Consider the following 23,146-nt stretch of genomic DNA (forward strand, 5'->3'; position numbering starts at 1 on the left):
TCTTCACGTTCCTCTAAAAAGTATCGAGATCGGCTGCGATTGTCGCCGTCCCCTGAAAGACCGCTCTGATCCGCGCGACATAGCCCTGAAGCTCTTCTGCACTCGCGGCCGGCGCGACTATGTGGGTGATCGCCACCGCCTTCACATTGGCATGTGCGGCGAGCTCGCCAACCTGCTCGGGCGCCAAGTGATGACGGGTCAGATGATCCGTGAGACCAGCCAGAGCGGCCTTAGGCATTCGCGGGGTATTGCGCTCCACATTCGCGACTGTGCGCGGCACATCAATCATTTCCGAGACGAGCAGATCGGCGTTCCGTGCCAGTCGCTCCACTGCCGGGCTTGGGCCGGTATCCCCCGTATAGACAATCGTCCGACCCGCACCTTCGAAACGAAAGGCAAAAGATTGGAACCGTCTTTCCGCCTCACTACCCGGAATGAACGAGTAATGGGTGTTCCGAACCGAAGAAACCTTAACCGCACCCAATTGGAATGTTGCGCCATCGTCGAGTTCCACAATCTCTACACTGTTCACTGGATCGCCAGACTGTTCTGCCGGTAAACCATAGCCAGCCTCGACCGCCGGTTTCATAGACGCCAGCAAGCCCGCTACGAGTTGCTTCGTTCCCGGAGGACCATAGACGAGCAGCTTGTCGGTGACGCTGGTCTGGAACCGCAGACCCAGCACGGCAGCTAGCCCGGCAGTATGGTCGAAGTGAAGATGGCTAAGCACGACACCCCGCACTTGGGGCAGGCGAATGTCGGCTTTCGCCAGTTGCTCCACCGCACCGTCGCCGCAGTCCACGAGATAGGCATCCGATCCGAAGACCAGAACATTGGCGGGCTGGCTCCGATCAGCCGAAGCGATCGGCCCGCCCATCGTACCCAGCGTCGACCATCGCATTGTGCTTGACTGAGTTCCAGCAAGAGGCTGCTGGACTGGCGCTGCGAAAGTCTCGGCTGCACAGACAAGCATGATGGCCGACAGGGATAGCCGACCCGGACACATCCAACGCTTCACCTTTGCCGAGGTGGAACTGGCTCCCGCTTCATCACGGTGAATGATTAGATCCGCATCATGCATGACGGGTCGCCTGCTGCTTGAGCCTGCCGAGTACGAAGTGATCAACGCTCCATTTTCCTGCACCAACGACGCTGAGCAGCAGAAAAACGAAGCAGAAGAGGACCGCGAGTTCGCCGTGATTGAGGATCGGATAGAAACTCATCGGCGCGTGAACCATGAAGTAGGCGACCGCCATCATCCCCGAGAGGACGAAGGCCACCGATCGGGTGAACAGTCCCACGGTCAGCAAAATGCCGCCAACGAGTTCAAGGATCCCAGCGAATCCCATCAGGCCAAAGTGCGTCACGATCCCAAATTCTGAAGGGACGGGATAACCGAACAGCTTCTGAGTACCGTGTGTGAGGAAAAGCAAGCCCGCGACCACACGCAGCAAAGACAGCATCGTCGGCGCCCAGCGTTCGTGCCATGTAAGCGGTTCAACGATATCGCCTTGCATCAGAACTTTACCCCGGCACGCAGGCCATAGGTCCGGGGCGGAGAAGTCACCATGGTCGCAGCATTTGCGGCGTTGTAGGTAAGACCCGCAACCGGCACGCGATTGTTCTCGATGTTGCGCACGAACGCGCCGATCGACCATCTTTCGCCTTCTGGTGTGAAGGTGAGATTCGCATTGGTGACCCAGGTGTCTCCGACCCGTTGCTGAGAGAGATATTGGAAGGCAACATAGCGGCTCGTGCGATATTGCGTGTCGGCTGCAAAGATCAGTTTGTAGTCGCCCAGTTCAAGCGTCTGCTGGGCGCCGAGATTGACGGTCCACTTTGGTGACTGGTAAGCTTGGTTCCCCGAGCAGTTGATATCGTACTGCCCAGCGGCGGTTGCGCTCGGTGCGTAAGGGCAGCCCGTGAGCGGCGGCGTTGCGCCGATCGGCTCACGGTAGATGAAGTCCTTGAACTTGGCATCAAGATACTGGACCTGGGCGCTGAGTAGCGTCGTAGGCGTAAGCAGGAATTGCGCCTCGACCTCGAACCCCTTGTTGGTCGAGCGCCCTGCATTCTCGGTGAACTGGCCCTGGTTGCCGGCCGCATCAACCCCGGTGTGATTGATCTGCTGGTCGCGGTACTTCCACAGGAACGCTTCCAAATTGAGCTGCAAGCGATTGTCCAAGAAGCGGTTCTTCAGCCCAACGGTATAGGCCGTAATGTATTCCGGATCGAAAGTCTCGTAACCGGCGGAAAGCGAGAAGCCGCCCGACCGATAGCCGGTCTCGACGCTGGCATAGAAGAGCGAGCGCGGTGCGACGTCGAATTCTAAACCCGCCCTCCAGGTGAGTTTGGAACGAGTAAGTTCGGATTGAGCCGGCGTCACCGCCCGGATCAGGATCGCGCCGCTGGAGCCGATGGGCGTGACGCCGCCGACGGGCGGGACGATGAAGGGGGGCTGCAACTGCGTGTAGTTGTCGCCCACGGGAAGGAGCGGAGTGGTCGGACAGCTCGGCACGAAATTGACCGTCCTGGTGCAGCGCACGAGGAAGACGTCGGCCCGACCGTCGAACTGCTTTTCATCGCGGGTCCAGCGCAGGCCGCCGATCAGACGCAACCTGTCGCTCAGATTAGCGGTCAGGCGCCCGAATACAGCATAAGAGCGAGTGTCGGACTGGAATTCCTGGTAAGCGTTGAGTGCCTGCTGCGCGAAGGTGTAGTTGCCGTCAACGTTCTCGTCGAACATGTAGGCGCCAAGAATATATTCGAATATTCCGATACGCTCGCCGGCAAACCGCGCTTCGAGGCTGAACTGTTCATCTTTTTCCTGAATGTAGCCAATGAACCCGGGCGCTGCAAATTTATTGCCCAGGTCCGAGTAACGCCAGGCTGGCAAAATTGTCAGAGTTCCCGCGCCGGTTTTCCAGGTGATCTCGGCGCTCGTTCCGTAGAATTTGTTGTTGAGATAAACATCTGGATCGAGGGGCGCGGCTGTGCGTCCCGAAAGACCAAGAAACAGGGTCTGACGGTATGCTTGCGAGGCAGGGTCGAGCAGACCGACAGAGGCATCTAGGCCCGACGGTATGAAAGAAAGCCCGCCTGCACCGTTCGGTACATAACGGCCCTGATAAGTCGATCCGGCGCCCTTGCCGCCGGTCTGCGAATAGTCTCCGCTTACCCGGATCGTCAGATCGGGCGTGAGTTCCGCCAGGTATTGAACGCGGAAGGCGCGGCTGCGGTCGTCCGAAGTCCCATCGGAGAGATACCCGTCGTGCTGCGTCAGGTTGCCCGAGACGCGTAAGGCGCCGGTTTCGCCAATCGGGACGTTGACGGCGCCTTGGAGGCTTATCGCGTCGTAATTGCCATAGCTCGCATCGACAAAGCCCGAAAATTCACCGATCTTTGGCTTTGCGGGCAAGACGTTGATGGCGCCACCAGTGGCGTTGCGGCCATAAAGAGTTCCCTGCGGCCCTTTGAGAACCTCGATGCGGTCGAGGTCGTAGAACATGCCTGAAGTCGAGGTCGGTCGTCCGAGATAGACGCCGTCATAGTTGAAGGCGATCGCAGGATCGCTGTATCCATTCACCGTGAAGTTGCCGACGCCGCGCAAGAAGAACACGGCGTTCGCGCCGCCATTCTGCTGAACAGTCAGAGCCGGCACCAGCTTACCGATGTCTGCGGAACTGGTGACGCCGGCTCTCGCAAGTTCGTCTGCGCCGACGACGTCGATTGCAAGACCAGCCCGCTGTGCGCTCTCCACCTTGCGCTGCGCTGTCACCACGATTTCGGTGAGGCCCGCCGGCGGTTCGCCGGCCCCTGCCTGTCCCGTTTCATCCTGTGCGTGAGCAGTTCCCGTTGCCAATGCCAGCGCCCCCGCGCTGCCGATCATCCACGATGTACGCACGTTCTTCTCTCCCCGATGCTTCTATGAGCTTCTGGGAAGAGGAGTGCGCGACGGCTTGCCAACGATCAAACTTTTTGTTTTTGTGATTAAGCACAAACGGAATCGATAGATCATGCGGCTCGACAAATTCGACCTCAATCTGCTCATCGCGCTAGAGCTGCTGCTGGAGGAGAAGAACGTCACCCGGGCTGCCCAGCGCGCCTATCTGACGCAATCGGCAATGAGTGCAGCGCTGGGACGGTTGCGGATTGCGCTCAACGATGAACTACTGGTGCCGCATGGCCGCAAGATGGTGGCGACCCCACATGCCTTGGCGCTTGCCCCCCTGGTAACCGAGGCGATCGGCAATCTGCGCGCGCTGATTTCGGGCGCCACCGCTTTCGACCCGGCAACGTCCGATCGCCGTTTCGACATCGCCGCGTCCGATTACGTCTCGACGGTCCTGCTTAGCCCCTTGCTGCCCAAGCTGAAGCAGGAAGCGCCGCATATCAAAATCAACATGGTACTGCCCACGCACGATACGGCTCTGCTTCTCGATGACGGCAAGCTCGATTTCCAGGTGACGCCCGAAGAATTTCTAAGTCCCGGCCATCCCAGCGAACTCCTTTTCGAGGAACGACACGTTGTTGTCGGCTGCCGATCCAACCCGGTCTTCAGGAACGAGATGACCAGCAGGGCATTCCACGGATGCGGCCATGTCGCGGTGCGGATCGGCGGCGTTCCCTCTTTCGCGGAACGTCATATGGCCCAGCAAGGCGACGAGCGGCGGATAGAGGTCACGACGATCTCGTTTTCCCTCGTGCCATGGCTCTTGCCAGGTACAGGATTGCTTGCCTTGATGCACGAACGCCTGGCCCGCACTTATTCGCCTTTGCTGGGTCTGGAAATCCGCGACGTGCCTTTTCCGATGCCTGCGATGCGCGAGATGATACAGTATCACACGGCTCGGACGTCCGATGCCGGCCTAATCTGGTTCAAGCAGCGCTTGCTGTCCGCCGCGTAAGGCGAGCCTCTTTAGACTTCGCCTGTCGCAAACTTGGCAAATCCTGTGATCTTTCCATCCGGAACGGCTGCCTTGAGGAGCTGCGAGAGCAATCGGACTGCCGCCGTGTTCTCCTCGCTATGGGGAAGGTAGCGTTCGGCAATCGATAGCCCGCGGACGGACCATACCATCAGCCGCATGACGGTTCGCGCAAGCACTTCGTCACCGCCGAAAGCACGTTGCATTACGACCAACGCCGATCGTTCGACCTCCTCCTGCATCGGAACCACGAATTCGGCCAGCTCGGGGTCGCTACGCGTCGCCTGAAGGATTTCCAGCACGGCAAGTCCTGCCGGCCGCGACAGTACTGCCCAGAGCTGATGGGGCCAGTCATACAGTTGATCGCCCAAGCCGGTTGCCAGGCGAACCTTCTCGTACTCCGCCATCTCCCCTTCGAAAACGTGCCTTACCACCTCGGCCATGAGCGCCGCGCGAGTGCCGAACTGATGAAGCAGGGCACCGCGTGAGACGCCGGCGCGCTCGGAGATCAAAGCTGTATTGGAACCGGCATAACCCCGCTCGTTGATCGCAGAGATCGCGCCTTCGATGAGGGCAAGTCGGGTGCGGGCGGTTCGTTCTTCTTGGGTTGGACGCTGTCGTTTCTGGGTCATGGCCTGTCGTCGTAGCTCATTACTATGAGGGACCTCGCCCCGCCCAAACTCAGGTAGCGACCGAATCGATAGCCATCAACAACTAACATTCATGCTTGACCGAATGTTTTCAGCAACCTTATTCGATCCTGGTGACACCGACTGATCGGTGCGGGGAGGATCTTGAAAGATGACGAGGGTTGCACTGTTCCTAGGCGTGAGCCTGCTTGCCATGGCCGATCCAGCGAATGCGCAGGAAAGCGCTCGTGAGGACGCGGTTTCGGAAATCGTGGTCACGGCCCAGCGCCGCACGGAACGCCTCCAGGACGTTCCGGTGAGCGTCACTGCACTGGGCGGAGACACGCTGCGATCGCGCAATGTGAGCGATCTGTCGCAGGTGGCGTTGGCGGCGCCGAGCCTTCAGGTCGGTAACGACAATACATTTGCCGTACGCGGCGTAGGCACCCAGGCCTTCGCAACGACGATCGATTCCAGCGTTGCCACCTCGCTCGACGAGGTGAATCTGGGCCGGCCATTTCTTGCGCAGGGCCTTTTCAATGACGTCGAGCGGGTGGAGGTTCTCAATGGTCCGCAAGGCCTCCTGTTCGGCAAGAACGCATCGGCCGGCCTGCTGAACGTCATCTCCACGCGGCCCAAGCTTGGGGTTTTCGGCATCGAAGGCAATCTGGAACTCAGCAACCGGGATACGCCTGGAAGCGATGCCCAGAGCTGGTCGATGATAGGCCGTGCGACAGTCAACATCCCTATTGGCGAGGATGGGGCGCTGCGCGTGAACGGCGCCTATTCCTATGAAGAGCCTTCGACGAGTTTCGTCGGCCGCCGGGATGTCCGTAACGATCTCGATCGCGAGCAATACGGCGTCCGCGCCAAGTATCTGCAACGCCTCACGCCTTCTCTAGAGCTCTACGTGATCGGCGAATATGCCGAATCGCACGGCGTCGCAGGGATCTATGATCGCACCTATCGCCAGCTCGGCGCGGGCAGCGTTAACGCTGCACCCTTGGCATCTTCCAATATCGAAGCCGGCGACGACAATTTCACTTATGCTGGCGACGGCGGCTTCTGGCGTGATCTGAAGCTGGGCGGCGCGCAGGCCTCGCTCGCCTGGACGAGCCCTGGCGGCGTGGTGATCAGCAACATCGCCGCCTGGAAGTTCTACAATTTCGACTCCCAGCTGGACGTCGATTTCACGAACAGCAACGGCGCGAACATCAATCGCTCGCATGCCAATTATGACCAGTTCTCCAACGAATTCAGGGTTTCCCTGCCTTCGGAGAACCGTCTGTCCGGACAAGCCGGCCTCTATTACTTCCACTCGACGATCGACCAGTCCGGCCAGATCGCGGGGAACAATTATCTGCCCGGTTTCCTGCTGCCGAACTTCCCCTTCTGCGTAGGCGCGGTGGCGACGCCCGGCGCTCCGCCGCCTGCATGCTCAACCAGCAACAGCTACTTCCTGGGCCGGGACAATGACTATCGCATGAAGACCGACAGCTATGCCGCTTTCGGTCAGCTGACTTATGCGGTGACCGACGCGCTCAAGATCTTCGGCGGCGGGCGCGTCACGCGGGACGAGATAACGATCGACCTCACGCAGATCGAGGACGCCTATTTCCTTCCCCTCGGCGTGCCGGGAACCTTCGCGCAGTCTTACGGTCACACGGATTTCAGCTGGCGGGTCGGCGGCCAGTACCAGATCACTCCGGACGCGATGTTCTACGGTTCCTATGGCCGAGGCTACAAAGGACCGGGCTTCAATGACACCGCAGCGAGTGCCGACGCGGACCTGCTCGTTCGTGCCGAAAAGTCCGACACAGCCGAGATCGGGCTGAAAACAAGCTGGTTCAATCGAAAGCTGATATTCAACGTCTCCGCCTTCCACACGAAGTTCGCAAATTATCAGACTCAGTCGCTCGACACCGCGCTCCAGGCCTTCGTCGTGCAGAATGCAGCGTCAGTGAAGAGCAAGGGTATCGAGATCACCATCGGCGCCACGCCGCTCCATGGTTTCTCCATCAATGGCTCAGCGACGTTCCTCGATTCCAAATTCGGCAATTTCGAGGGTGCCGAGTGCTATCCAGGCCAAGTGGGCTGTACAAACGGATCGTTTAACGCCCGCGGGCTGCGCACTCCGACGGCGCCTAAATTCGCCTCGTCGTTGCAGGCGATGTACGAACTCGACGTGGGGGAGAACGCGCACCCCTTCATCGAGGCGAACTGGTATCACCGCAGCCCGATCAATTACCTGATCAACCGGGCGCCCGGCGCCCGCGTGCCGACGACGGATCTCATAGGCGCAAGCGCAGGCGTCCGGTTCGACAACGGAATACGGATCGCGATCTACTGCAAGAACTGCACGAACGAGTACAACCCCAACTTCATCGGCCTCGACGCCGGCGACGCCTCTAACGGGATTGCGAGCTACCAGCAGCAGTTCGGCTTCGGTTCAGCACGCACGATCGGCGCTAACGTCCAGTTCCGGTTCTAAGGGCAGCATTATGATACATCCTGTTTCACGCCGTGGGATTCTTCGCGGCACCGCCGCGAGCCTGGTGATGGCGAGTGCCGCACCGCTCCTCGCGACTGCCCCCCGCAAGCTGCGTTCCGACTTTCTATGGGGCGCAGCAACAGCCGGGCACCAAGTCGAGGGCGGAAACGTCAATTCCGACAGCTGGGTGAGCGAGCATCTGCGACCGAGCGCCTTCGCTGAACCTTCCGGAGACGCATGCGACAGCTGGAACCGCTGGCGTGAAGACATCGACATCGTCCACCGGCTCGGGCTCAACACCTATCGCTTCGGCATCGAGTGGTCCCGGATTGAACCCGAGCCCGGCGAGTATTCCCGGGCGGCGCTAGATCACTATCGGGCGATGATCGACTATTGCCATGCCTGCGGTCTGCAGCCTTTCATCACTTATTCCCATTTCACCGTCCCTCGGTGGTTCGCGGGAATCGGAGGCTGGGAGGAGGCGGCGAACATCGACCATTTCGTGCGCTTCTGCGAAGTGGCGGCCCGTGGGCTGGGCCCGGACTATACTCACGGCCTGACCTTCAACGAACCCAACCTTGCGCCGCAGCTTTCCTGGCAACCGGACTTCCGTAAGGCGATGCCGATGTTCGCTCTGGGCAACAAGGCGGCCGCTCGCCTGATCGGGGCCGATCGTTTTGCAGCCACGCTGACTTCGGACACCACGAAAACCGTGCCCAACCAGATCGCGGCCCATCACCGCGCCGTCGCGGCGATCAAAGCGGTGCGTCCAGACCTTCAATTGGGTCTTAGCCTGTCCATGGCCGACGAGCAGGCCGCGCCTGGCGAAAGCGCGCTGGACCGCAAGATCGCGCAAGTCTACGCGCCCTGGTTCGAGGCTGTCCGCAAGGATGACTTTGTCGGGGTCCAGACCTACGGCCGTGCCATAGTCGGGCCTGACGCGGATTTGCCCCCACCCATCGGCGCCGAACAGACCCTGACGCAGATGGAGTTCTATCCCGAAGCGCTTGAGGCGACGGTCCGCTGGGCTGCAAAGGCGACTGGCCGGCCGGTGATCGTCACCGAGAACGGCGTTGCAGTGGCCGATGACCGGCGCAGGATCGCCTACATGGACCGAGCGCTCGCCGGACTGGGACGCGCTATCATCGATGACGTTGATGTGCGCGGATATATTCATTGGGCGCTGCTGGACAATTTCGAGTGGAACCGTGCCTACACAGCGCCTTTCGGGCTTGTCGCGGTCGACCGCAAGACGTTCTCGCGCACCATAAAGCCCAGCGGGCTTCACCTTGGACGCTACGCAAGCCGAAACAGCCTGTAGCCGTCTTTGAACAGCGGAAAACCAGGGGAGGAAGAATTTGCCAGAGGTCGATCGGCGCGGATTTGTCGCGGGCGCGGGTGTTTTGGGCGCGAGCGTGGGGCACATCTTGCCCGCCGCGGCAGCGGCAACGAACAAGGCTACCGTGGTGAGCCTCAAGGCGGCCGGGCGCCACGAACCAATCGGTCTGGGGGATGCCGCTCCGACCCTCTCCTGGCGCATCGAAGGCGCAGCCCGGATACACCAGTCCGCATGCCGCATCCTCGTTTCGTCGAACCCGCGGATGCTAGAGCGGAACCAAGGAGACGTCTGGGACAGCGGCAGGATCGACGGCCCATCCTCCTCCATGCCCTTTGCCGGCCGTAAGTTGCGCTCTGGCGAGCAGCTTTACTGGAAAGTCCAGGTCATCGATGCCGATGGGCATTCCGTCTGGAGCGAACCTTCGCAGTGGGAGATGGGTCTCCTCCAGCCGTCAGACTGGAGCGGACTGTGGCTTGCCGTCGAAAACGAGGCAGAGCGCGGCGACAGGCTGGCGGAACCTCAATGGGTCGAAGGGTCGTCACCGTCCCCCAGCCAGCCGCGCTCATTCCGGTTGTCTTTCCAGAGCGATGCGGGACAAGGGCTGCTGACTCTTGTCGCGGATGGCGCGATTGTCGCCCTCAGGTTGGACGGCGAGCCTTTGAAGCTTCCGGCGCGCGATCCCAACGCCTTCGGGGGGGCACCGGCAGCCCGCTTTGAGTTGCAGCTGAAGCCGGGCGAGCATGTGCTGGCACTTGACGTCGCGCCCATCGCCGGTTTCTTCACCAAGCCGACGGTCGCGCTCGCCGCGCAACTCCGTCTGTCGGAAACGGCGGCGGTGCGGCGCATCTCGGACGGATGGGAGACGAGGCTCGGCGCAGATGCGCAGTGGGTGAAGGCAATGGCAGCTGAGCGACAGCCGGTATTCCCTTGGCCGGCCACCCCCGGTCGGCTGCTGCGGCGCGGCTTCGTCCGCCATGGGGCGGTCCGTCGCGCGCGCCTTCACGTCGCTTCGCTGGGAGGATATCGGCTATGGCTGAACGGCAAGCGCATCGGCGACGACGAACTCCAGTCCGAGCCAGCCGATTACAGCCGGCGGATACCCAGCCGCTGCTACGATGTCACCCATCTACTGCGTGAAGGAGACAACGTCCTGGGCGCACTTGTGGGAGACGGCTTTTTCGCAAGCTACCAAGCTCCCGAAGGACGTTTTGCCTATGGCTCCGCGCCGCGCCGCATCCACATGGTCCTCGATATCGAGAGTGTCGGTGGTGAAATCCAGCGTCTCGTCAGCGACAAGGAGTGGCGACACGCAGTCTCACCTCTGTTGATGTCGGAGCTTTACGCGGGCGAAGATCAGGACTTGCGACTCTGGCCGGACGGCTGGCTCGATCCAAGCTTCGACGCATCGGCCTGGAGCGAGGTTTGGGAAGCGCCGGCGCCGTCGGCCATCTGTTCACCTGCGCACGCAGAGCCGATCCGCATCGTGCGCAAGTTGACTCCCGTCTCCATCCGCAAACTTGCCGAGGATCGCTTTCTGATCGACTTTGGCCAAAACTTCGCCGGCAGGGTGCGCCTCCATCTCAAAGGGAAGGGCGGTCACCAGATCAGGGTTCGCCATTCCGAAGTGCTGGACAAGGCCGGACTCCCCGACCGCAGGAACCTGCGCGCCGCCCGCGCCGAGGACTGTTATATTCTGCGAGGAGACCCGGTAGGCGAGCGGTTGGAGCCAATGCTCACCTATCAGGGATTTCGCTATGCCGAAGTCGAGGGCATTACCGATCTGAAAGCTGACGCGATCAGTGGTCTCGTGCTGTCCAGCGCGCTGGAGGAGACGGGCACCTTCCGCATCGACAACCCGCGCCTGCAGCGCTTGTGGCTGAATATCCTCTGGAGCCAGAGGTCGAACTTCGCCGGAATTCCCACCGACTGCCCCCAGCGCGACGAACGATTGGGGTGGACGGGCGATGCGCAGGTGTTCTGGGATGCGGCTGCCTTCAACATGGACGTCGGGGCCTTCACGCGCTCCTACTGCCGCATCCTGCGGGACGCGCAGAGCGAAAATGGCGCTTATCCGCTTTGGGCGCCTAGTCCATCCGGCTTGGGCTGGGGCACGACAAGCGCCACGCCCGGCTGGGCGGACGCCGGGATCATGCTGCCTTATGTGTCGTTCCTGCATAGCGGTGACACGGCCGTCGTCGAGGAGAACTGGGAAGCGATGACCGCCTATCTTAAAGGCATAGTTGCGACCAATCCCGGCGGTCTTTGGGAAAAGGATAGAGGCGCTGATCTGGGCGATTGGCTGGCCCTCGATGCCAAATCGCCGATGGACGAAACCACGCCCAAAACTCTCATCGCCACCGCCATGCTTGCTCGCTCGATCAATCAGGTCGCGAAGATGGCTGCCTGGACAGGACGAGACGTCGATGCCGTGCATTGGCGGGAAGCCCATGAGCGGGTTCGTAGCGCGTTCCAGCAAAAGTTCGTCGATGCGGACGGGACGGTGGGGAACGGCAGTCAATGCAGTTTCATTATGGCGCTTGCACTGGGCTTGCTCGCGCCGAAGCAGCATGCGGCAGCAGGCAAGCTGCTGGCGGCGGACATCAGGCGGCGCGGTACGCTGCTGTCGACGGGCTTTCTCGGTACCCCCCTTGCACTTGATGCGCTTGCTGCGGTGGGAGAGGAAAAGCTCGCCTGGGACCTGCTTCTGCGCAATCAATACCCTTCATGGGGTTATATGGTGGATCGAGGCGCCACGACGATTTGGGAACGCTGGAACGGCGACACGGGCGATGTGGCGATGAATTCGTTCAACCATTATGCGCTGGGAGCGGTAGCGGCTTTCCTGTACCAACGTGTAGCGGGCATCGAGCCCATTGAGCCGGGGTTCGCGCGCTTTCGTGTCGCAGTTCTGCCCGACGAACGCATCCCGTCTGCGGGAGCCACCCTTGATACCGTTCGTGGCCGCATCGAGACTTATTGGTCCCGTTCCGCGGGGCAGCTATCGCTGGACGTGTCGGTGCCTGCGAACTGCATCGCGACCGTGGCGCTCCCGGACGGCGAACAAGAAGCAGGGCCAGGACGACACCGATTCAGTTATTGAACCGAAGTCGCCCCTTAGGCAGCCGCCAACCGCTCCGTTGCCTCTTCGCGCAGCAGACGAGAAATGAACTGGCGCGTATGTCGGCCACCCACGTCGCTTGCGATATCGATCATCGGTTGATCCGGGTCGGCCGATATACGCGCCTGCTGCAACTCCAGAACCTCCTGGTCCTCACGGAAGGTGCGGGCCGTCTGTTCGAACACTTCATCGGGAATTCCGTCGCGCAGGATGTTGGTTGCCATCGACCAGAAGTAATGCGTGGTCGTCGCGGTTTCGGGAGTAATGCCGTGGAAGCCGCGCATCGAGAATCCGTGATCGCGCCGGCCTTCATACGCGCCGGTGCCTGCATCGCATGCACCCGTGTGGATGCGGATCAGCACCGGTTCAAACTCGATTTCCTGCCAGCGGTCGATACGACCGGTGAATCCGGCGGCGTCGACATAAGTGGGCGGCGGCTCGGAATCAGGCATGTGGCGGATTACCCGCACACCATTGGTGAGCTTCTCGGACTGCGTCTTCGTGCGGAAATGAAGGTCCGGGTTTCCGCCGATCGTCTTTGCGTGGATGTACGGCAGGTGGGAGAGGTCCATAAGATTGTCCACGAGCAGCTGCCAGCTTCCGTTCACGGGAAAGTGTGCCGAGCGCCAGGCGTAGGCGGGATCTTCGTGAATGGGATAGCTGGGCACGAGCATCACATCAGCACGTCCGATGTCACCCATCCAGATCCAGAGCAGTCCCTGCTGTTCGACGAGCGGATAGGCTCTGACGCGCGCAGTTTCGGGAATCCGATCCTGAGCAGGGATCCGGGTGCATCTGCCGTCACCTCCGAATTCCAGACCGTGATAAGGGCATCGGATGGCCGATCCTTCCACGACGCCTGCGGAAAGTGGCATCGCGCGGTGGGCACATCGATCGGCAAGCGCATGCGCAGTGCCTTGCTGATCGCGCCAGAGCACGACGGGCTGGTCGAGGAAGGTGCGGCCGATGCGATCGCCACGTTTGATATCGCTACTCCAGCCCGCCACGTACCAGACGTTCTTGAGATAAAGTGGTTGTTCCACAGGCCTCATCCTCTCACTCGTTTGCAAAAGAGATAGCGTTCTGCCAGCCTATCCGCATCGCTGTTAATGTTGATACGGCATATCAGTGAGTCGGATAACCTCGTGGACTATCGTCGCTTTGACTTGAACCTGCTGATTGTTTTGAACGTCCTGCTCGAGGAGCGCGGCGTCAGCGCAACCGCTCGCCGGCTGAACATAAGCCAGCCAAACGTTAGCTTCGCCTTGAGCAAGTTGCGCACCCAATTTGCAGACGATCTGCTTGTTCGAACTGGCAACAGCATGCAGCCCACAATGCTGGGGGAGGCGCTGCAAGCACCCTTGCAACGTATGCTTGGTCTTCTTGAAGGTGAGATTCTTGCCGAGCGGCTTTTTGACCCGCTTCTATCCGATCGCCGGTTTGTCCTCAGCTTATCTGATATCGGCGAGCTCGTATTCCTGCCCCAGTTGATGACGGAGCTTTCCCGGCGCGCGCCGCATGTCACGTTGGAATCCCGATCACTCCAGCCAGGGCAGCTCCGGAACGCCATGGCAGAAGGGGCGGTGGATCTCGCGCTGGGTTTCTTCCCAGATATTGAAGGAAACAGCTTTTTCACCCAGAAGCTCTTCGATCATCCCTTTACTTGCATCGCGCGAGCGGACCACCCCGAAGCGGCGCCGGGATGGTCGCTTGATACGTTTCTGAGCCTGGGTCATATCGTCGTCTCGCAAACCGGGCGAAGCCAGGAACTGTTTGAAGAAAGCCTTGAGAAACGTGGGCTTTCTCGACGCATTCAGCTGAAGTCTCCTCATTTCATGAGCGTGCCGCTGTTGATCGCTGGATCCGATCTCATCAGCACGGTGCCTGCGGCAGTAGGGGAGATCTTCGCCACCATGGCCCAACTACGGGTAATTGATCCACCCTTGTCGACCCCGCGCATCGATATCCAGCAATTCTGGCATCGCCGGGTTCACGATGATCCGGCCGTAAGTTGGCTACGACGGCTTATCAGCGAAATGTTCAAAGGGCGTGATCCGTCAGTAGTTGGATCTTGACAGATCATCAAACGACCGCGCTCGTCTCTATTGAGCTCGCCGCTTCAATTGATCAAAATTTTTCTTAAATTACCCATGCCGGACCGCCTTCTGAGCCGTGCAAGATTAACTATGATATACCCCCTTGCGTGCAATAGCACGGCGACTGGGCCGCTCGTCCTCGACGATCAGTCGCGAAGTCAGGCGCAATGGCGGCCCTGCACGGTATCGTGTGACCGCGTCCGATCAGGCGGCATGGGACCGTGCCTTGCGGCCCAAGCCCTGCAAGCTGTCTTGCTCGCCGCCATTGGCCCGCGCAGTATCGGCCAAGCTGCGCCGCAAATGGTCTCCGGAACAGATTGCGGGGTGGCTCAGGCGCAGCTTTCCCGAGGAGCCGCATAAGCAGGTGTCGCACGAGACCATCTACTGAAGCCTGTACATACAGGCGCGCGGGGTTCTGAAGAAGGAACTGCTGGAGCATCTGCGCGCCCGGCGCACGATCCGCAGGTCGCGGCACGCCAGCCTCAAGCGTAACGGACATGGCCAGATCAAGGATGCCGTGTCGATCAGTGAGCGCCCCGCCTCGGTCGAGGACCGCGCCATTCCCGGCCACTGGGAAGGCGATCTGATCGGAGGCACAAAGAACAGCTACATCGCCACGCTGGTCGAACGGCATTCGCGCTATGTGATGCTGGTCAAGGTCGCCAACAAGGACACAAGGAGCGTCGTGTCGGCGCTGATCAGGCAGACGCAGCGCCTGCCGCGCGAACTCTACAAATCGCTTACGTGGGACCGCGGCAAGGAACTGGCCGATCACCCCCGCCTCACGCTGGCTAGCGATGTCGAAGTCTATTTCTGCGATCCGCAATCGCCTTGGCAGCGAGGCTCGAACGAGAACACCAATCGCCTGCTGCGACAGTATTTCCCCAAAGGAACCGATCTGTCGCTATACAGCCAGGCCAAGCTGAGTGCCGTTGCACGGCAACTTAACCAACGGCCTAGAAAAACGCTCGAATACCAAACGTCCGCAGAACGGTTCCAAGCATGTGTTGCCTCCACCCGTTGAACCCACCGCCCATTCCGGTCATCAACACATTCGTTTGTGCCTGCGGTCTCCAGACCGAACCGTCATCGATGAGAACACGGCCAAGCCGCCGTTCGCCTTTCAGACAGCAGCGCAATCGGCCTTCATGACTGAAGTGGGGTGACACCTTCGGGCGACATAATCAGCGCGCGCATCGGCTCGCCTGGGCGCAGAAGCGGCCCTCACACTAAGTCGGATTGGAAATTTCATCAAAATTTCATCAGGTGAATTAGGTTCATCAACGGTGAGGTAAATGCGTTTGCAAACAGTTTGCTGTTCTCCCACGAAACAAACAAGACATGCTTGGTGTTCGGAGAGGTAATCGTGCTTTTGAAAGACAAAATTTGTATCGTTACTGGTGCCGCGTCAGCACGGGGCATAGGCCGGGCTACGGCGGTGCGCTTTGCTGAAGAGGGCGGCAAGGTCGTCATCTTCGATCTGGATCAAGAGGCCGCAGAGGCAGCCGCCGCGGGCTTGGGCGAAAACCATCTTGGTCTGAGCGCGAACGTTGCCGATGAGGCTGCCGTCGCTGCCGCAGTCGCCGCAGTCATAGAGCGGTTCGGGCGAATCGATGTTCTGGTGAACAATGCCGGGATCACGCAGCCGGTCAAAACTCTTGAAATTGGCCGTAACGATTACGACCGTATCCTCGACGTAAACCTGCGCGGGGCGCTCATCTGTTCGCAAGCAGTCATCCCCCATATGGTAGCCGCAGGCGGCGGAAGCATTGTCTGCCTATCGTCGGTATCAGCGCAGCGTGGGGGCGGCATCTTCGGTGGTCCTCATTATAGCGCCGCCAAGGCAGGTGTACTCGGCTTGGCCAAGGCGATGGCCCGTGAATTTGGAGGCAAGCAGGTTCGCGTCAACTCGATCACACCCGGTCTCATTGCTACTGACATCACTGCCGGCAAGCTCAGCGACGCGCAGGAACAGTCGATCATCGACGGCATTCCGCTAGCACGCCTGGGCGCTGCGAACGATGTTGCTAATGCCGCTCTCTTCCTTGCCAGCGATCTGTCGAGCTACCTTACGGGGATCACGCTCGATGTGAATGGCGGCATGCTCATTCACTGACCCCCAGTTGCTCGCTGGACTCTTGATGGAGTTCCGCGAGCAACCATTTGGCAAAGGCCGACACCGCCGGCCGATCCTTGTTTCGCTCGGGGTAAACAAGGAAATGCTGAGTATCTGCAGGGGCCTTCGCGAGGCCCGCCAAGGGTTCGACCAGGCGCCCGCTCTTGAGCTCTCGCTCTGCAAGCCTGGTTGAATCGAGGCAGATGCCCAGGCCATCAGCAGCGGCGCTGATGGCCATGAAACTGCGATCAAACCGCATTCCGGCCGGAGGAGAAAGACCCACACCGTTGGCATGAAGCCACCGTTCCCAGGTGCTTGTCTTCAGCGCACTTCGGATCAAGGTAAAACCCAACACGTCCTTCGGAGTGGTGATCTTTTCGGCAATCTCCGGGCAGCAGAGGGGAACCACCCGTTCTTGCCCCAAAGGATGGACCATAAGACCTGACTGATCACGTGTCCCGTAGACGATATCAGCGTCGAAGTCATCGTTGACGAAGCGCGTATAGTCAGTGTCAGCTGCCACTTGCACTTCCATGTCAGGGTGCGCGTTCAAGAATTTCTGCAACCGCGGCGTCAGCCACTGTGCTGCGAAACTGGGAGCTGCGTGCAGGCGTAAAATCTGGGCATGCCGGTTTTGAACCGACTGCATGCCTGTTCGTATCAGAGCGAATGCCTGTTCGATGGGGCCATGCAGGACTTGCCCGTCATATGTCAGCACGAGTTGTCGTCGATCCCTGTCGAAAAGGCGCGCATTGAGTTCACGTTCGAGCTTCGCGATCGCGTGACTCACCGCACTGGGCGACAGATTGAGTTCTGATGCAGCAAGCTTGAACGAGCCCAGGCGCGCAGCTGCTTCAAAGATTTTCAGAGGACCAAGGAGAAGGTGTAGAGCCATGGCCTTACATGAACTAGATTCATGTTCGTTGTAAACATACCATTTGATGAAATTGGCTTGATGCAATTTAAGCAGGCGAAGCAGTTACGCGCAACCGCACAAAGCTGCGTGAGAGGAGTTTGAAAGTGACTACTGCATCAGCGAACATGCCGCTGCGCGAGCTGGAAGAGCGCGCTTACCATATCCGCAAGCATGCGCTGCGCATGGGGGCTGTGCAAGGCCAAGGCTATATTGGCCAGGCACTGGGCGTCGCGGATGTGCTCGCCGTGTCCTATTTTCGCGCACTTGATTACCGTCCGACTGAGCCCGAATGGGAAGGACGGGACCGCTTCCTGCTTTCAATCGGTCATTATGCCATCGCCCTCTACGCTGCTCTGATCGAAGCGGGAATCGTGCCGCTGGAAGAGCGCGAGACTTATGGCTCCGATGACAGCCGTCTGCCGATGTCGGGAATGGCGTCTTATACGCCCGGAATGGAGATTTCGGGCGGATCGCTGGGCCAAGGCCTGGGTATCGCCGTGGGCATGGCGCTCGGCCTCAAGCGCAAGAAGTCCGATCGGTTCGTCTACAACCTGCTGTCCGATGGCGAGCTTGGGGAAGGTTCGACGTGGGAGGCTGCGATGTCCGCCGCGCATTGGAAACTCGACAACCTTATCGCCATCGTGGATTTCAACAACCAGCAAGCTGACGGTCCGTCGATGGATGTGCTTGGCCATCCCGAACTGGTCGCCAAGTTTGAGGCATTCGGGTGGCATGCACAACGCGTGGATGGCAACGACGTGGCCGCGCTTGTCGCCGCCTTCGATGCGGCGCGCGAACTGCGCGAACTTAAACCCCGGATCATCATCTGCGACACGCTGATGGGCAAGCGCGTGCCGTTCCTCGAGAAGCGCGAGAAAACCCACTTCATCCGCGTCGACGAGGATGAATGGGATCAGGCGATCGCTGCCGTCGATGCCGACTGGGTCGCTCGCGGCGGCACCGTCAACACCGCCATCTGAACCATCCGGGAGAGAGCAAGACCATGAACGCCCCCGTTCGCCTCAAGACCTCCGCCATGATCGCCTCGATTGCCGCCGAAGGACAGCGCACGATCGCAGCCCCCTTTGGCAACGCGCTTGCCAAGGCTGCCGAGACCCGCGACCGCATTGTAGGCATGACCGCCGACCTCGGCAAGTATACCGACCTGCACATTTTCCAGCAGGCGAATCCGGATCGCTTTTACCAGATGGGGATGGCCGAGCAGTTGCTCCTCATGTCGGCCGCCGGCATGGCGCGCGAAGGCTTCCAGCCGTGGGTGACGACTTATGCCGTGTTCGCGGCACGGCGCGCTTACGACTTCCTGTGCCTTGCGATCGCGGAAGAAGACCTCGATGTGAAGGTCTGCTGCGCCCTTCCGGGGCTTACGACCGGATACGGCCCGTCGCACCAGGCGACGGAAGACATCTCCATTTTCCGCGGTATGCCCAACCTCACGATCCTCGATCCCTGCGATGCGATCGAGATCGAGCAGGCTACGACAGCGCTGACAGACCATCGCGGGCCTGTCTATATGCGACTGCTCCGCGGCAAGGTTCCGGCGGTGCTCGACGAGTACGGCTACAAGTTCGAGCTCGGCAAGGCGAAGATGGTGCGCGATGGTGCCGATGTTCTCGTCGTTTCCTCGGGTCTCATGTCTATGCGCGCGCTGGAAACGGCCGATGCGCTGAAGAAGGACAAGATCGATGTGGCCGTCATGCACGTGCCAACCATCAAGCCTCTGGACGAAGCCAGCATCCTGGCCGCCATCGGCGCGAAACCGGGACGTTTGGTGGTTGTCGCCGAGAACCATTCGGTCATCGGTGGCCTGGGCGAAGCTGTCGCCACTGCGATGATGCGTGCCGGGGTCCATGCGCCGTTCCGCCAGGTTGCTCTGCCGGACGCTTTCCTGGATGCCGGCGCGCTGCCGACGCTGCACGATCGCTATGGCATCTCGACGACGGCGATTTGCGACAAGATCAAGAGCTGGCTGGCTCAGTGAACACAACAAGAGCGGACCTGGAATTCCAGGCCGGATCATCCCGGAGAGGACTATGACTACGATGATCATTTCCGGCACCGACGTCGATATGCGAGGCGGGGCTTACGGCAAGATCGCATGGCGTATCCTGCCGTTCCTGCTGCTGTGCTACCTCGCGGCGTACATCGATCGTGTGAACATCGGCTTTGCCAAGCTGCAGATGGCTTCCGACCTCGGATTTTCGGAGGTCGCCTATGGGCTGGGCGCCGGTATCTTCTTCATCGGCTATTCGATCTTCGAAGTGCCGAGTAACCTGATGCTGCACAAGGTCGGCGCCCGCCGTTGGATTGCGCGCATTTTGATCAGTTGGAGCGTGGTTTCTGCATGTTTCGGTTTCGTCCAGACGGAGGCGCATTTCTATATGCTGCGCTTCCTGCTCGGCGTGGCGGAAGCGGGCTTTGCGCCGGGCGCACTGCTCTACCTGACGTACTGGTTCCCGGCTGCCCGCCGCTCGCGCGCGAACAGCGCCATGTTTCTCGCCATTCCGCTCGCCGGGATAATCGGCGCCCCGCTCTCGGGCCTCATCATGGAGAACATGAGCGGCGTTGCGCGGTGGGAAGGATGGCGCTGGATGTTTGTTCTGGAAGCTCTTCCGGCACTGACCGCCGGTCTCCTAACCTGGCGCTTTCTGCCCGATCGCCCCGCTGACGTCGATTGGCTCTCTAATGCCGAAAAGCAGGTGGTGCTGGCGGATTTGGCAGAAGACGCGGGGACCACGACCCAGCACATGTCGGTGAAGCAGTTCATCTCCGACAAGCGCCTGTGGCTGCTGACCGCCGTCTATTTCTGCGTCGTCATGGGCCAGTATGCCATGACCTTCTGGTTGCCCACTATCGTCAAGAACGCCGGCGCGACCACACCGCTGCTCAACGGTATGCTGATCAGCCTGCCGTTTCTGACCGCGATGGCTGCGATGCTGTTCTTCAGCTTCAGCGCGGATCGCACCCGCGAGCGCCGCTGGCACCTCATTATCCCGATGGTAGTCGGCGCACTGGCCCTTACCCTGGCATCGTTCTTCCCGCACAACCTGGCGATCTCGATCGTGCTCCTGTCGATTGCGACTGCAGGGATGCTCACGTCGACAGTGATGTTCTGGAGCCTGCCGCCCGCGTTCCTGGGTGGGGTGTGGGCCGCTGCCGGGATCGGCGCCATCAACAGCATCGGCAACGTCGCAGGTTTCGTGTCGCCCTATGTAATTGGTTCCCTCGTCTCGGTTGCCGGCGACCTGCGCCTCGGCCTCTATGCCATTGCTGGCTCGGTTCTCCTGGGCGCTACCCTGGTGCTGCTCGTGCCCAAGAGCGTCAACCGCTGACAATCACAGACCGAAACCAGCGCATCGGGAGAGGTGCGCCTCCCACCGGGTAATAATAGAAAGGCGCCGGCAGCGTCCGGCGAAGCCTTGCCTATGCCTATCGATCTTCCCCCGCCGCCAGCCATCACCGCACCGGCACCGGATGGGCTTCATACGGCCGCCGCCACCCAACCGGCGGCCACCGCCCCGGTCTCCACCCAGCAGCAGGCGAGCCCGGCTTCCGCTCGCGCCAAGGTCGTTGCGACCAGCTCCGCGACTCCCGCCGGGCAACCTCATCTGCTCGGAGACTGGGGCGGCATGCGTCCCGCGCTGGAAAGCGCCGGTATCACGCCCTCGATCCAGTATATTGCCATGCCGGCCTGGAACGTGAATGGTGGCACCGGCTCGAAGACGGCCTATACGGCACAGCTGACCTTCGGAGCAAAGTTCGACCTAGGCAAAATCGCTGGAATCAAGGGCGGCTCCATCCAGGGCCTCATCACCAATCGCCATGGCTCCAACGTCAATCAAACGGCGAACATCGGCTTGCTGCAATTCCCCCAAGCGGTTTGGGGGGCAGGGCAGGTCTGGCGCCTTTCGCAACTCTTCTACCTTCAGAAATTCGGTAACTCCGAGCTGAAAATGGGCCGGATGAGCGTTGGCGAAGATTTCGGCACCGCGCCGTGCTTCTTTGAAAGTCTGACCTTCTGCGGCATCGTGCCAGGCCATGTCTCTCCGCAATATTGGTACAATCCGCCCGTCAGCGTCTGGGGCGCCCGCACCAGGATCACGGATAAGCTGGGCTACACGCAGGTCGGGATCTACGAGCTCAATCCCGACAATCTTGATCCCAAGAAGGGCTTCAATCTCGGCATCTCGGGCGCGAAGGGAGCGCTCATCCCCGTCGAGCGGGCTTTCACCGTTAATCTGGGCGGAGATCCCTCCCGGTCAGGCATCTACAAGATTGGTGTCTGGCATGACACGTCGATCAGCAACGATCTGGTGCGCGACTTGGACGGCAACTACGCGGCACTGACCGGGCGGCCGGCAGCGACAAAGCGCGGGCGCTGGGGCGGCTATGTAGTTCTTCGCCAGCAGCTGCATGGCCCCGATGCTGAAGGCGTCGGTGCCATAAGCGTCAATTTCAGTGGTGTCGTAACGGACCGCCGCACGAACCTCATCCGCTCGATCTTCGTCGCCGGGATAACCAAGACCGGCATGATCCCGGGGCGGCCAAAGGATGAGGCGGGCATCGCCTTTGCAAGAACGCACATCAATGGTCGTCTCGCTGAAATTCAGCAGATCGAGTATGACCGCGGGCTTACCGGCCGAGTGCCGCAACGTTCCGAATATGTGGCCGAGCTGACCTACTCGATCGCCGTCCATCCGGCTCTCAGTGTGAGACCGAACGTCCAGCTCTACCTGCATCCTGGCGGCCGAGGCGATCGACCGACGGTCGTGGTGCTGGGTGCCAGTGCTTTCCTTACGCTGTGATCAGGCGGCTTGGGCAAAAAGCAGGGGCACGCCGGTGGCATCTTCCATGCGCTTCATATAGGCGCGGGCTTCGCGACCGAACCCGGTGCCCTTAACGATGCTCAAGGATCGCAAAAGCGGATAAATCAAGAAGTCGTCGGTGTTGAGGGAGCGGTGCGCGGCAAGGAGCCGCTCGAGCTTTTCGAGCATAACGTTCATCTGGCGCAGCAGCGCAGGCGTCTGGCTGACAAGCTCCTCCAGATCGCCGAACGCTTCGACCTCACGCAGCCGGTACGCTTCGCGGGCGTCGGGCGTGGACAGCTCGACAAACTGCGCGAGTGTGAACCGCGGGATGAACAGCTTCAAGGCGAGCGGCCAAGTAGCCTCGTACCATTGTGCCAGATCGGAAGATCCTGCCTGCCCAATGATCGGCGAACCTGTCAGTCCATCCACGAAGCGGACGATATCCATGCTCTCGGCCATATGCGTGCCATCCGGCTTCTGGAGAATAGGCAAAACCTTACGGCCCACAAGCCGAAGGGGTGTTTCGGCGTCTCCTTCCATCACGACCTCAATGTCGACAGAAAGACCCTTCAAGCCGAAGATCATGCGGGCTCGGCAGCAGAAGGGGCAGTGTTCGTAGATATAGAGCTTCATGACTTACCTATCCATGTCAACCGCCTCATCATCAACGTGGGTCATGCAGAATCAAGA

Annotated in this window: 17 protein-coding genes and 1 pseudogene; 11 read left to right on the forward strand and 7 right to left on the reverse strand. The window is 60.4% G+C overall.

Annotation, left to right across the window (positions count from 1 at the left end):
* Positions 1–13: 13 nt before the first annotated feature.
* From ACZ1II_RS06795 to ACZ1II_RS06805, 3 genes are all read right to left on the reverse strand, one after another.
* Positions 14–877: an MBL fold metallo-hydrolase gene (locus ACZ1II_RS06795; RefSeq protein WP_465143657.1), complete on the reverse strand. Its 864-nt coding sequence runs from the start codon at positions 875–877 to the stop codon at positions 14–16.
* Between the two features lie 196 nt (positions 878–1,073).
* A complete protein-coding gene (locus ACZ1II_RS06800; protein WP_465143658.1) occupies positions 1,074–1,517 on the reverse strand; it encodes a DoxX family protein in 444 nt (147 codons plus the stop codon).
* On the reverse strand, positions 1,517–3,889 hold the full coding sequence (locus ACZ1II_RS06805; protein WP_465143659.1) for a TonB-dependent receptor: 2,373 nt from the start codon (positions 3,887–3,889) through the stop codon (positions 1,517–1,519). Before ACZ1II_RS06805 ends, ACZ1II_RS06800 begins: the two co-directional genes overlap by 1 nt.
* A 127-nt stretch (positions 3,890–4,016) precedes the next feature.
* On the opposite strand from ACZ1II_RS06805, the gene ACZ1II_RS06810 reads away from it, so the two are divergent.
* Positions 4,017–4,907 carry a LysR family transcriptional regulator gene (locus ACZ1II_RS06810; protein ID WP_465143660.1) on the forward strand — a complete coding sequence of 297 codons (891 nt, stop codon included), beginning with the start codon at positions 4,017–4,019 and terminating at the stop codon, positions 4,905–4,907.
* Positions 4,908–4,918: 11 nt separating this feature from the next.
* Here ACZ1II_RS06810 and ACZ1II_RS06815 read toward each other — a convergent pair whose 3' ends face one another.
* Positions 4,919–5,557 carry a TetR/AcrR family transcriptional regulator gene (locus ACZ1II_RS06815; RefSeq protein ID WP_465143661.1) on the reverse strand — a complete coding sequence of 213 codons (639 nt, stop codon included), beginning with the start codon at positions 5,555–5,557 and terminating at the stop codon, positions 4,919–4,921.
* A 169-nt stretch (positions 5,558–5,726) separates the two neighbouring features.
* Between ACZ1II_RS06815 and ACZ1II_RS06820 the strand changes: the two genes are divergently transcribed.
* Genes ACZ1II_RS06820 through ACZ1II_RS06830 form a run of 3 tightly spaced genes read left to right on the forward strand, consistent with a single transcriptional unit; the run spans position 5,727 to position 12,484 of the window.
* On the forward strand, positions 5,727–8,045 hold the full coding sequence (locus ACZ1II_RS06820) for a TonB-dependent receptor (RefSeq protein WP_465143662.1): 2,319 nt from the start codon (positions 5,727–5,729) through the stop codon (positions 8,043–8,045).
* A gap of 10 nt (positions 8,046–8,055) precedes the next feature.
* Positions 8,056–9,366, forward strand: coding sequence for a glycoside hydrolase family 1 protein (locus tag ACZ1II_RS06825; RefSeq protein ID WP_465143663.1), 1,311 nt, complete (start codon positions 8,056–8,058; stop codon positions 9,364–9,366).
* Positions 9,367–9,403: 37 nt separating this feature from the next.
* Positions 9,404–12,484, forward strand: a complete 3,081-nt coding sequence (locus ACZ1II_RS06830) for an alpha-L-rhamnosidase (RefSeq protein WP_465143664.1) — start codon at positions 9,404–9,406, stop codon at positions 12,482–12,484.
* Positions 12,485–12,498: 14 nt separating this feature from the next.
* Here the strand turns inward: ACZ1II_RS06830 and ACZ1II_RS06835 are convergent, their stop codons facing one another.
* Entirely contained in the window at positions 12,499–13,545 is a 1,047-nt protein-coding gene (locus ACZ1II_RS06835; RefSeq protein WP_465143665.1) for a Rieske 2Fe-2S domain-containing protein, read from the reverse strand.
* A gap of 102 nt (positions 13,546–13,647) precedes the next feature.
* Here ACZ1II_RS06835 and ACZ1II_RS06840 point away from each other — a divergent pair, with 102 nt between their 5' ends.
* The 3 genes and pseudogenes from ACZ1II_RS06840 (at position 13,648) to ACZ1II_RS06850 (ending at position 16,714) form a co-directional block, all read left to right on the forward strand.
* Positions 13,648–14,577, forward strand: coding sequence for a LysR family transcriptional regulator (locus ACZ1II_RS06840; protein ID WP_465143666.1), 930 nt, complete (start codon positions 13,648–13,650; stop codon positions 14,575–14,577).
* Positions 14,578–14,701: 124 nt separating this feature from the next.
* A pseudogene (locus tag ACZ1II_RS06845) lies at positions 14,702–15,622 on the forward strand (IS30 family transposase); the annotation flags it as partial.
* Between the two features lie 288 nt (positions 15,623–15,910).
* Entirely contained in the window at positions 15,911–16,714 is an 804-nt protein-coding gene (locus ACZ1II_RS06850) for an SDR family NAD(P)-dependent oxidoreductase (RefSeq protein ID WP_465143667.1), read from the forward strand.
* Here the strand turns inward: ACZ1II_RS06850 and ACZ1II_RS06855 are convergent.
* The gene (locus tag ACZ1II_RS06855) at positions 16,704–17,609 is read right to left on the reverse strand and encodes a LysR substrate-binding domain-containing protein (RefSeq protein WP_465143668.1); all 906 of its coding nucleotides are present in this window, start codon (positions 17,607–17,609) and stop codon (positions 16,704–16,706) included. The genes ACZ1II_RS06850 and ACZ1II_RS06855 overlap by 11 nt on opposite strands.
* A gap of 146 nt (positions 17,610–17,755) precedes the next feature.
* On the opposite strand from ACZ1II_RS06855, the gene ACZ1II_RS06860 reads away from it, so the two are divergent.
* The 4 genes from ACZ1II_RS06860 to ACZ1II_RS06875 all read left to right on the forward strand — a co-directional run bounded on the left by ACZ1II_RS06860 (position 17,756) and on the right by ACZ1II_RS06875 (position 22,453).
* Positions 17,756–18,610, forward strand: coding sequence for a transketolase (locus ACZ1II_RS06860; RefSeq protein WP_465143669.1), 855 nt, complete (start codon positions 17,756–17,758; stop codon positions 18,608–18,610).
* 23 nt (positions 18,611–18,633) lie between these two features.
* The gene (locus ACZ1II_RS06865; protein WP_465143670.1) at positions 18,634–19,629 is read left to right on the forward strand and encodes a transketolase family protein; all 996 of its coding nucleotides are present in this window, start codon (positions 18,634–18,636) and stop codon (positions 19,627–19,629) included.
* A 52-nt stretch (positions 19,630–19,681) separates the two neighbouring features.
* Positions 19,682–20,980: an MFS transporter gene (locus ACZ1II_RS06870; protein WP_465143671.1), complete on the forward strand. Its 1,299-nt coding sequence runs from the start codon at positions 19,682–19,684 to the stop codon at positions 20,978–20,980.
* 93 nt (positions 20,981–21,073) lie between these two features.
* On the forward strand, positions 21,074–22,453 hold the full coding sequence (locus ACZ1II_RS06875) for a carbohydrate porin (RefSeq protein ID WP_465143672.1): 1,380 nt from the start codon (positions 21,074–21,076) through the stop codon (positions 22,451–22,453).
* On the opposite strand, the gene grxB is transcribed toward ACZ1II_RS06875, so the two are convergent.
* Positions 22,454–23,089: a glutaredoxin 2 gene (gene grxB, locus ACZ1II_RS06880; RefSeq protein WP_465143673.1), complete on the reverse strand. Its 636-nt coding sequence runs from the start codon at positions 23,087–23,089 to the stop codon at positions 22,454–22,456.
* Positions 23,090–23,146: the final 57 nt, after the last annotated feature.

Source organism: Novosphingobium sp. BL-S-20, assembly GCF_055521635.1.

Coding starts and splice junctions, on each gene's coding strand:
- ACZ1II_RS06795 (WP_465143657.1), bottom strand. CDS start 877: ATGGGCGGGCCGATCGCTTCGGCTGATCGGAGCCAGCCCGCCAATGTT.
- ACZ1II_RS06800 (WP_465143658.1), bottom strand. CDS start 1,517: ATGCAAGGCGATATCGTTGAACCGCTTACATGGCACGAACGCTGGGCG.
- ACZ1II_RS06805 (WP_465143659.1), bottom strand. CDS start 3,889: ATGATCGGCAGCGCGGGGGCGCTGGCATTGGCAACGGGAACTGCTCAC.
- ACZ1II_RS06810 (WP_465143660.1), top strand. CDS start 4,017: ATGCGGCTCGACAAATTCGACCTCAATCTGCTCATCGCGCTAGAGCTG.
- ACZ1II_RS06815 (WP_465143661.1), bottom strand. CDS start 5,557: ATGACCCAGAAACGACAGCGTCCAACCCAAGAAGAACGAACCGCCCGC.
- ACZ1II_RS06820 (WP_465143662.1), top strand. CDS start 5,727: ATGACGAGGGTTGCACTGTTCCTAGGCGTGAGCCTGCTTGCCATGGCC.
- ACZ1II_RS06825 (WP_465143663.1), top strand. CDS start 8,056: ATGATACATCCTGTTTCACGCCGTGGGATTCTTCGCGGCACCGCCGCG.
- ACZ1II_RS06855 (WP_465143668.1), bottom strand. CDS start 17,609: ATGGCTCTACACCTTCTCCTTGGTCCTCTGAAAATCTTTGAAGCAGCT.
- ACZ1II_RS06860 (WP_465143669.1), top strand. CDS start 17,756: ATGCCGCTGCGCGAGCTGGAAGAGCGCGCTTACCATATCCGCAAGCAT.
- ACZ1II_RS06865 (WP_465143670.1), top strand. CDS start 18,634: ATGAACGCCCCCGTTCGCCTCAAGACCTCCGCCATGATCGCCTCGATT.
- ACZ1II_RS06870 (WP_465143671.1), top strand. CDS start 19,682: ATGACTACGATGATCATTTCCGGCACCGACGTCGATATGCGAGGCGGG.
- ACZ1II_RS06875 (WP_465143672.1), top strand. CDS start 21,074: ATGCCTATCGATCTTCCCCCGCCGCCAGCCATCACCGCACCGGCACCG.
- grxB (WP_465143673.1), bottom strand. CDS start 23,089: ATGAAGCTCTATATCTACGAACACTGCCCCTTCTGCTGCCGAGCCCGC.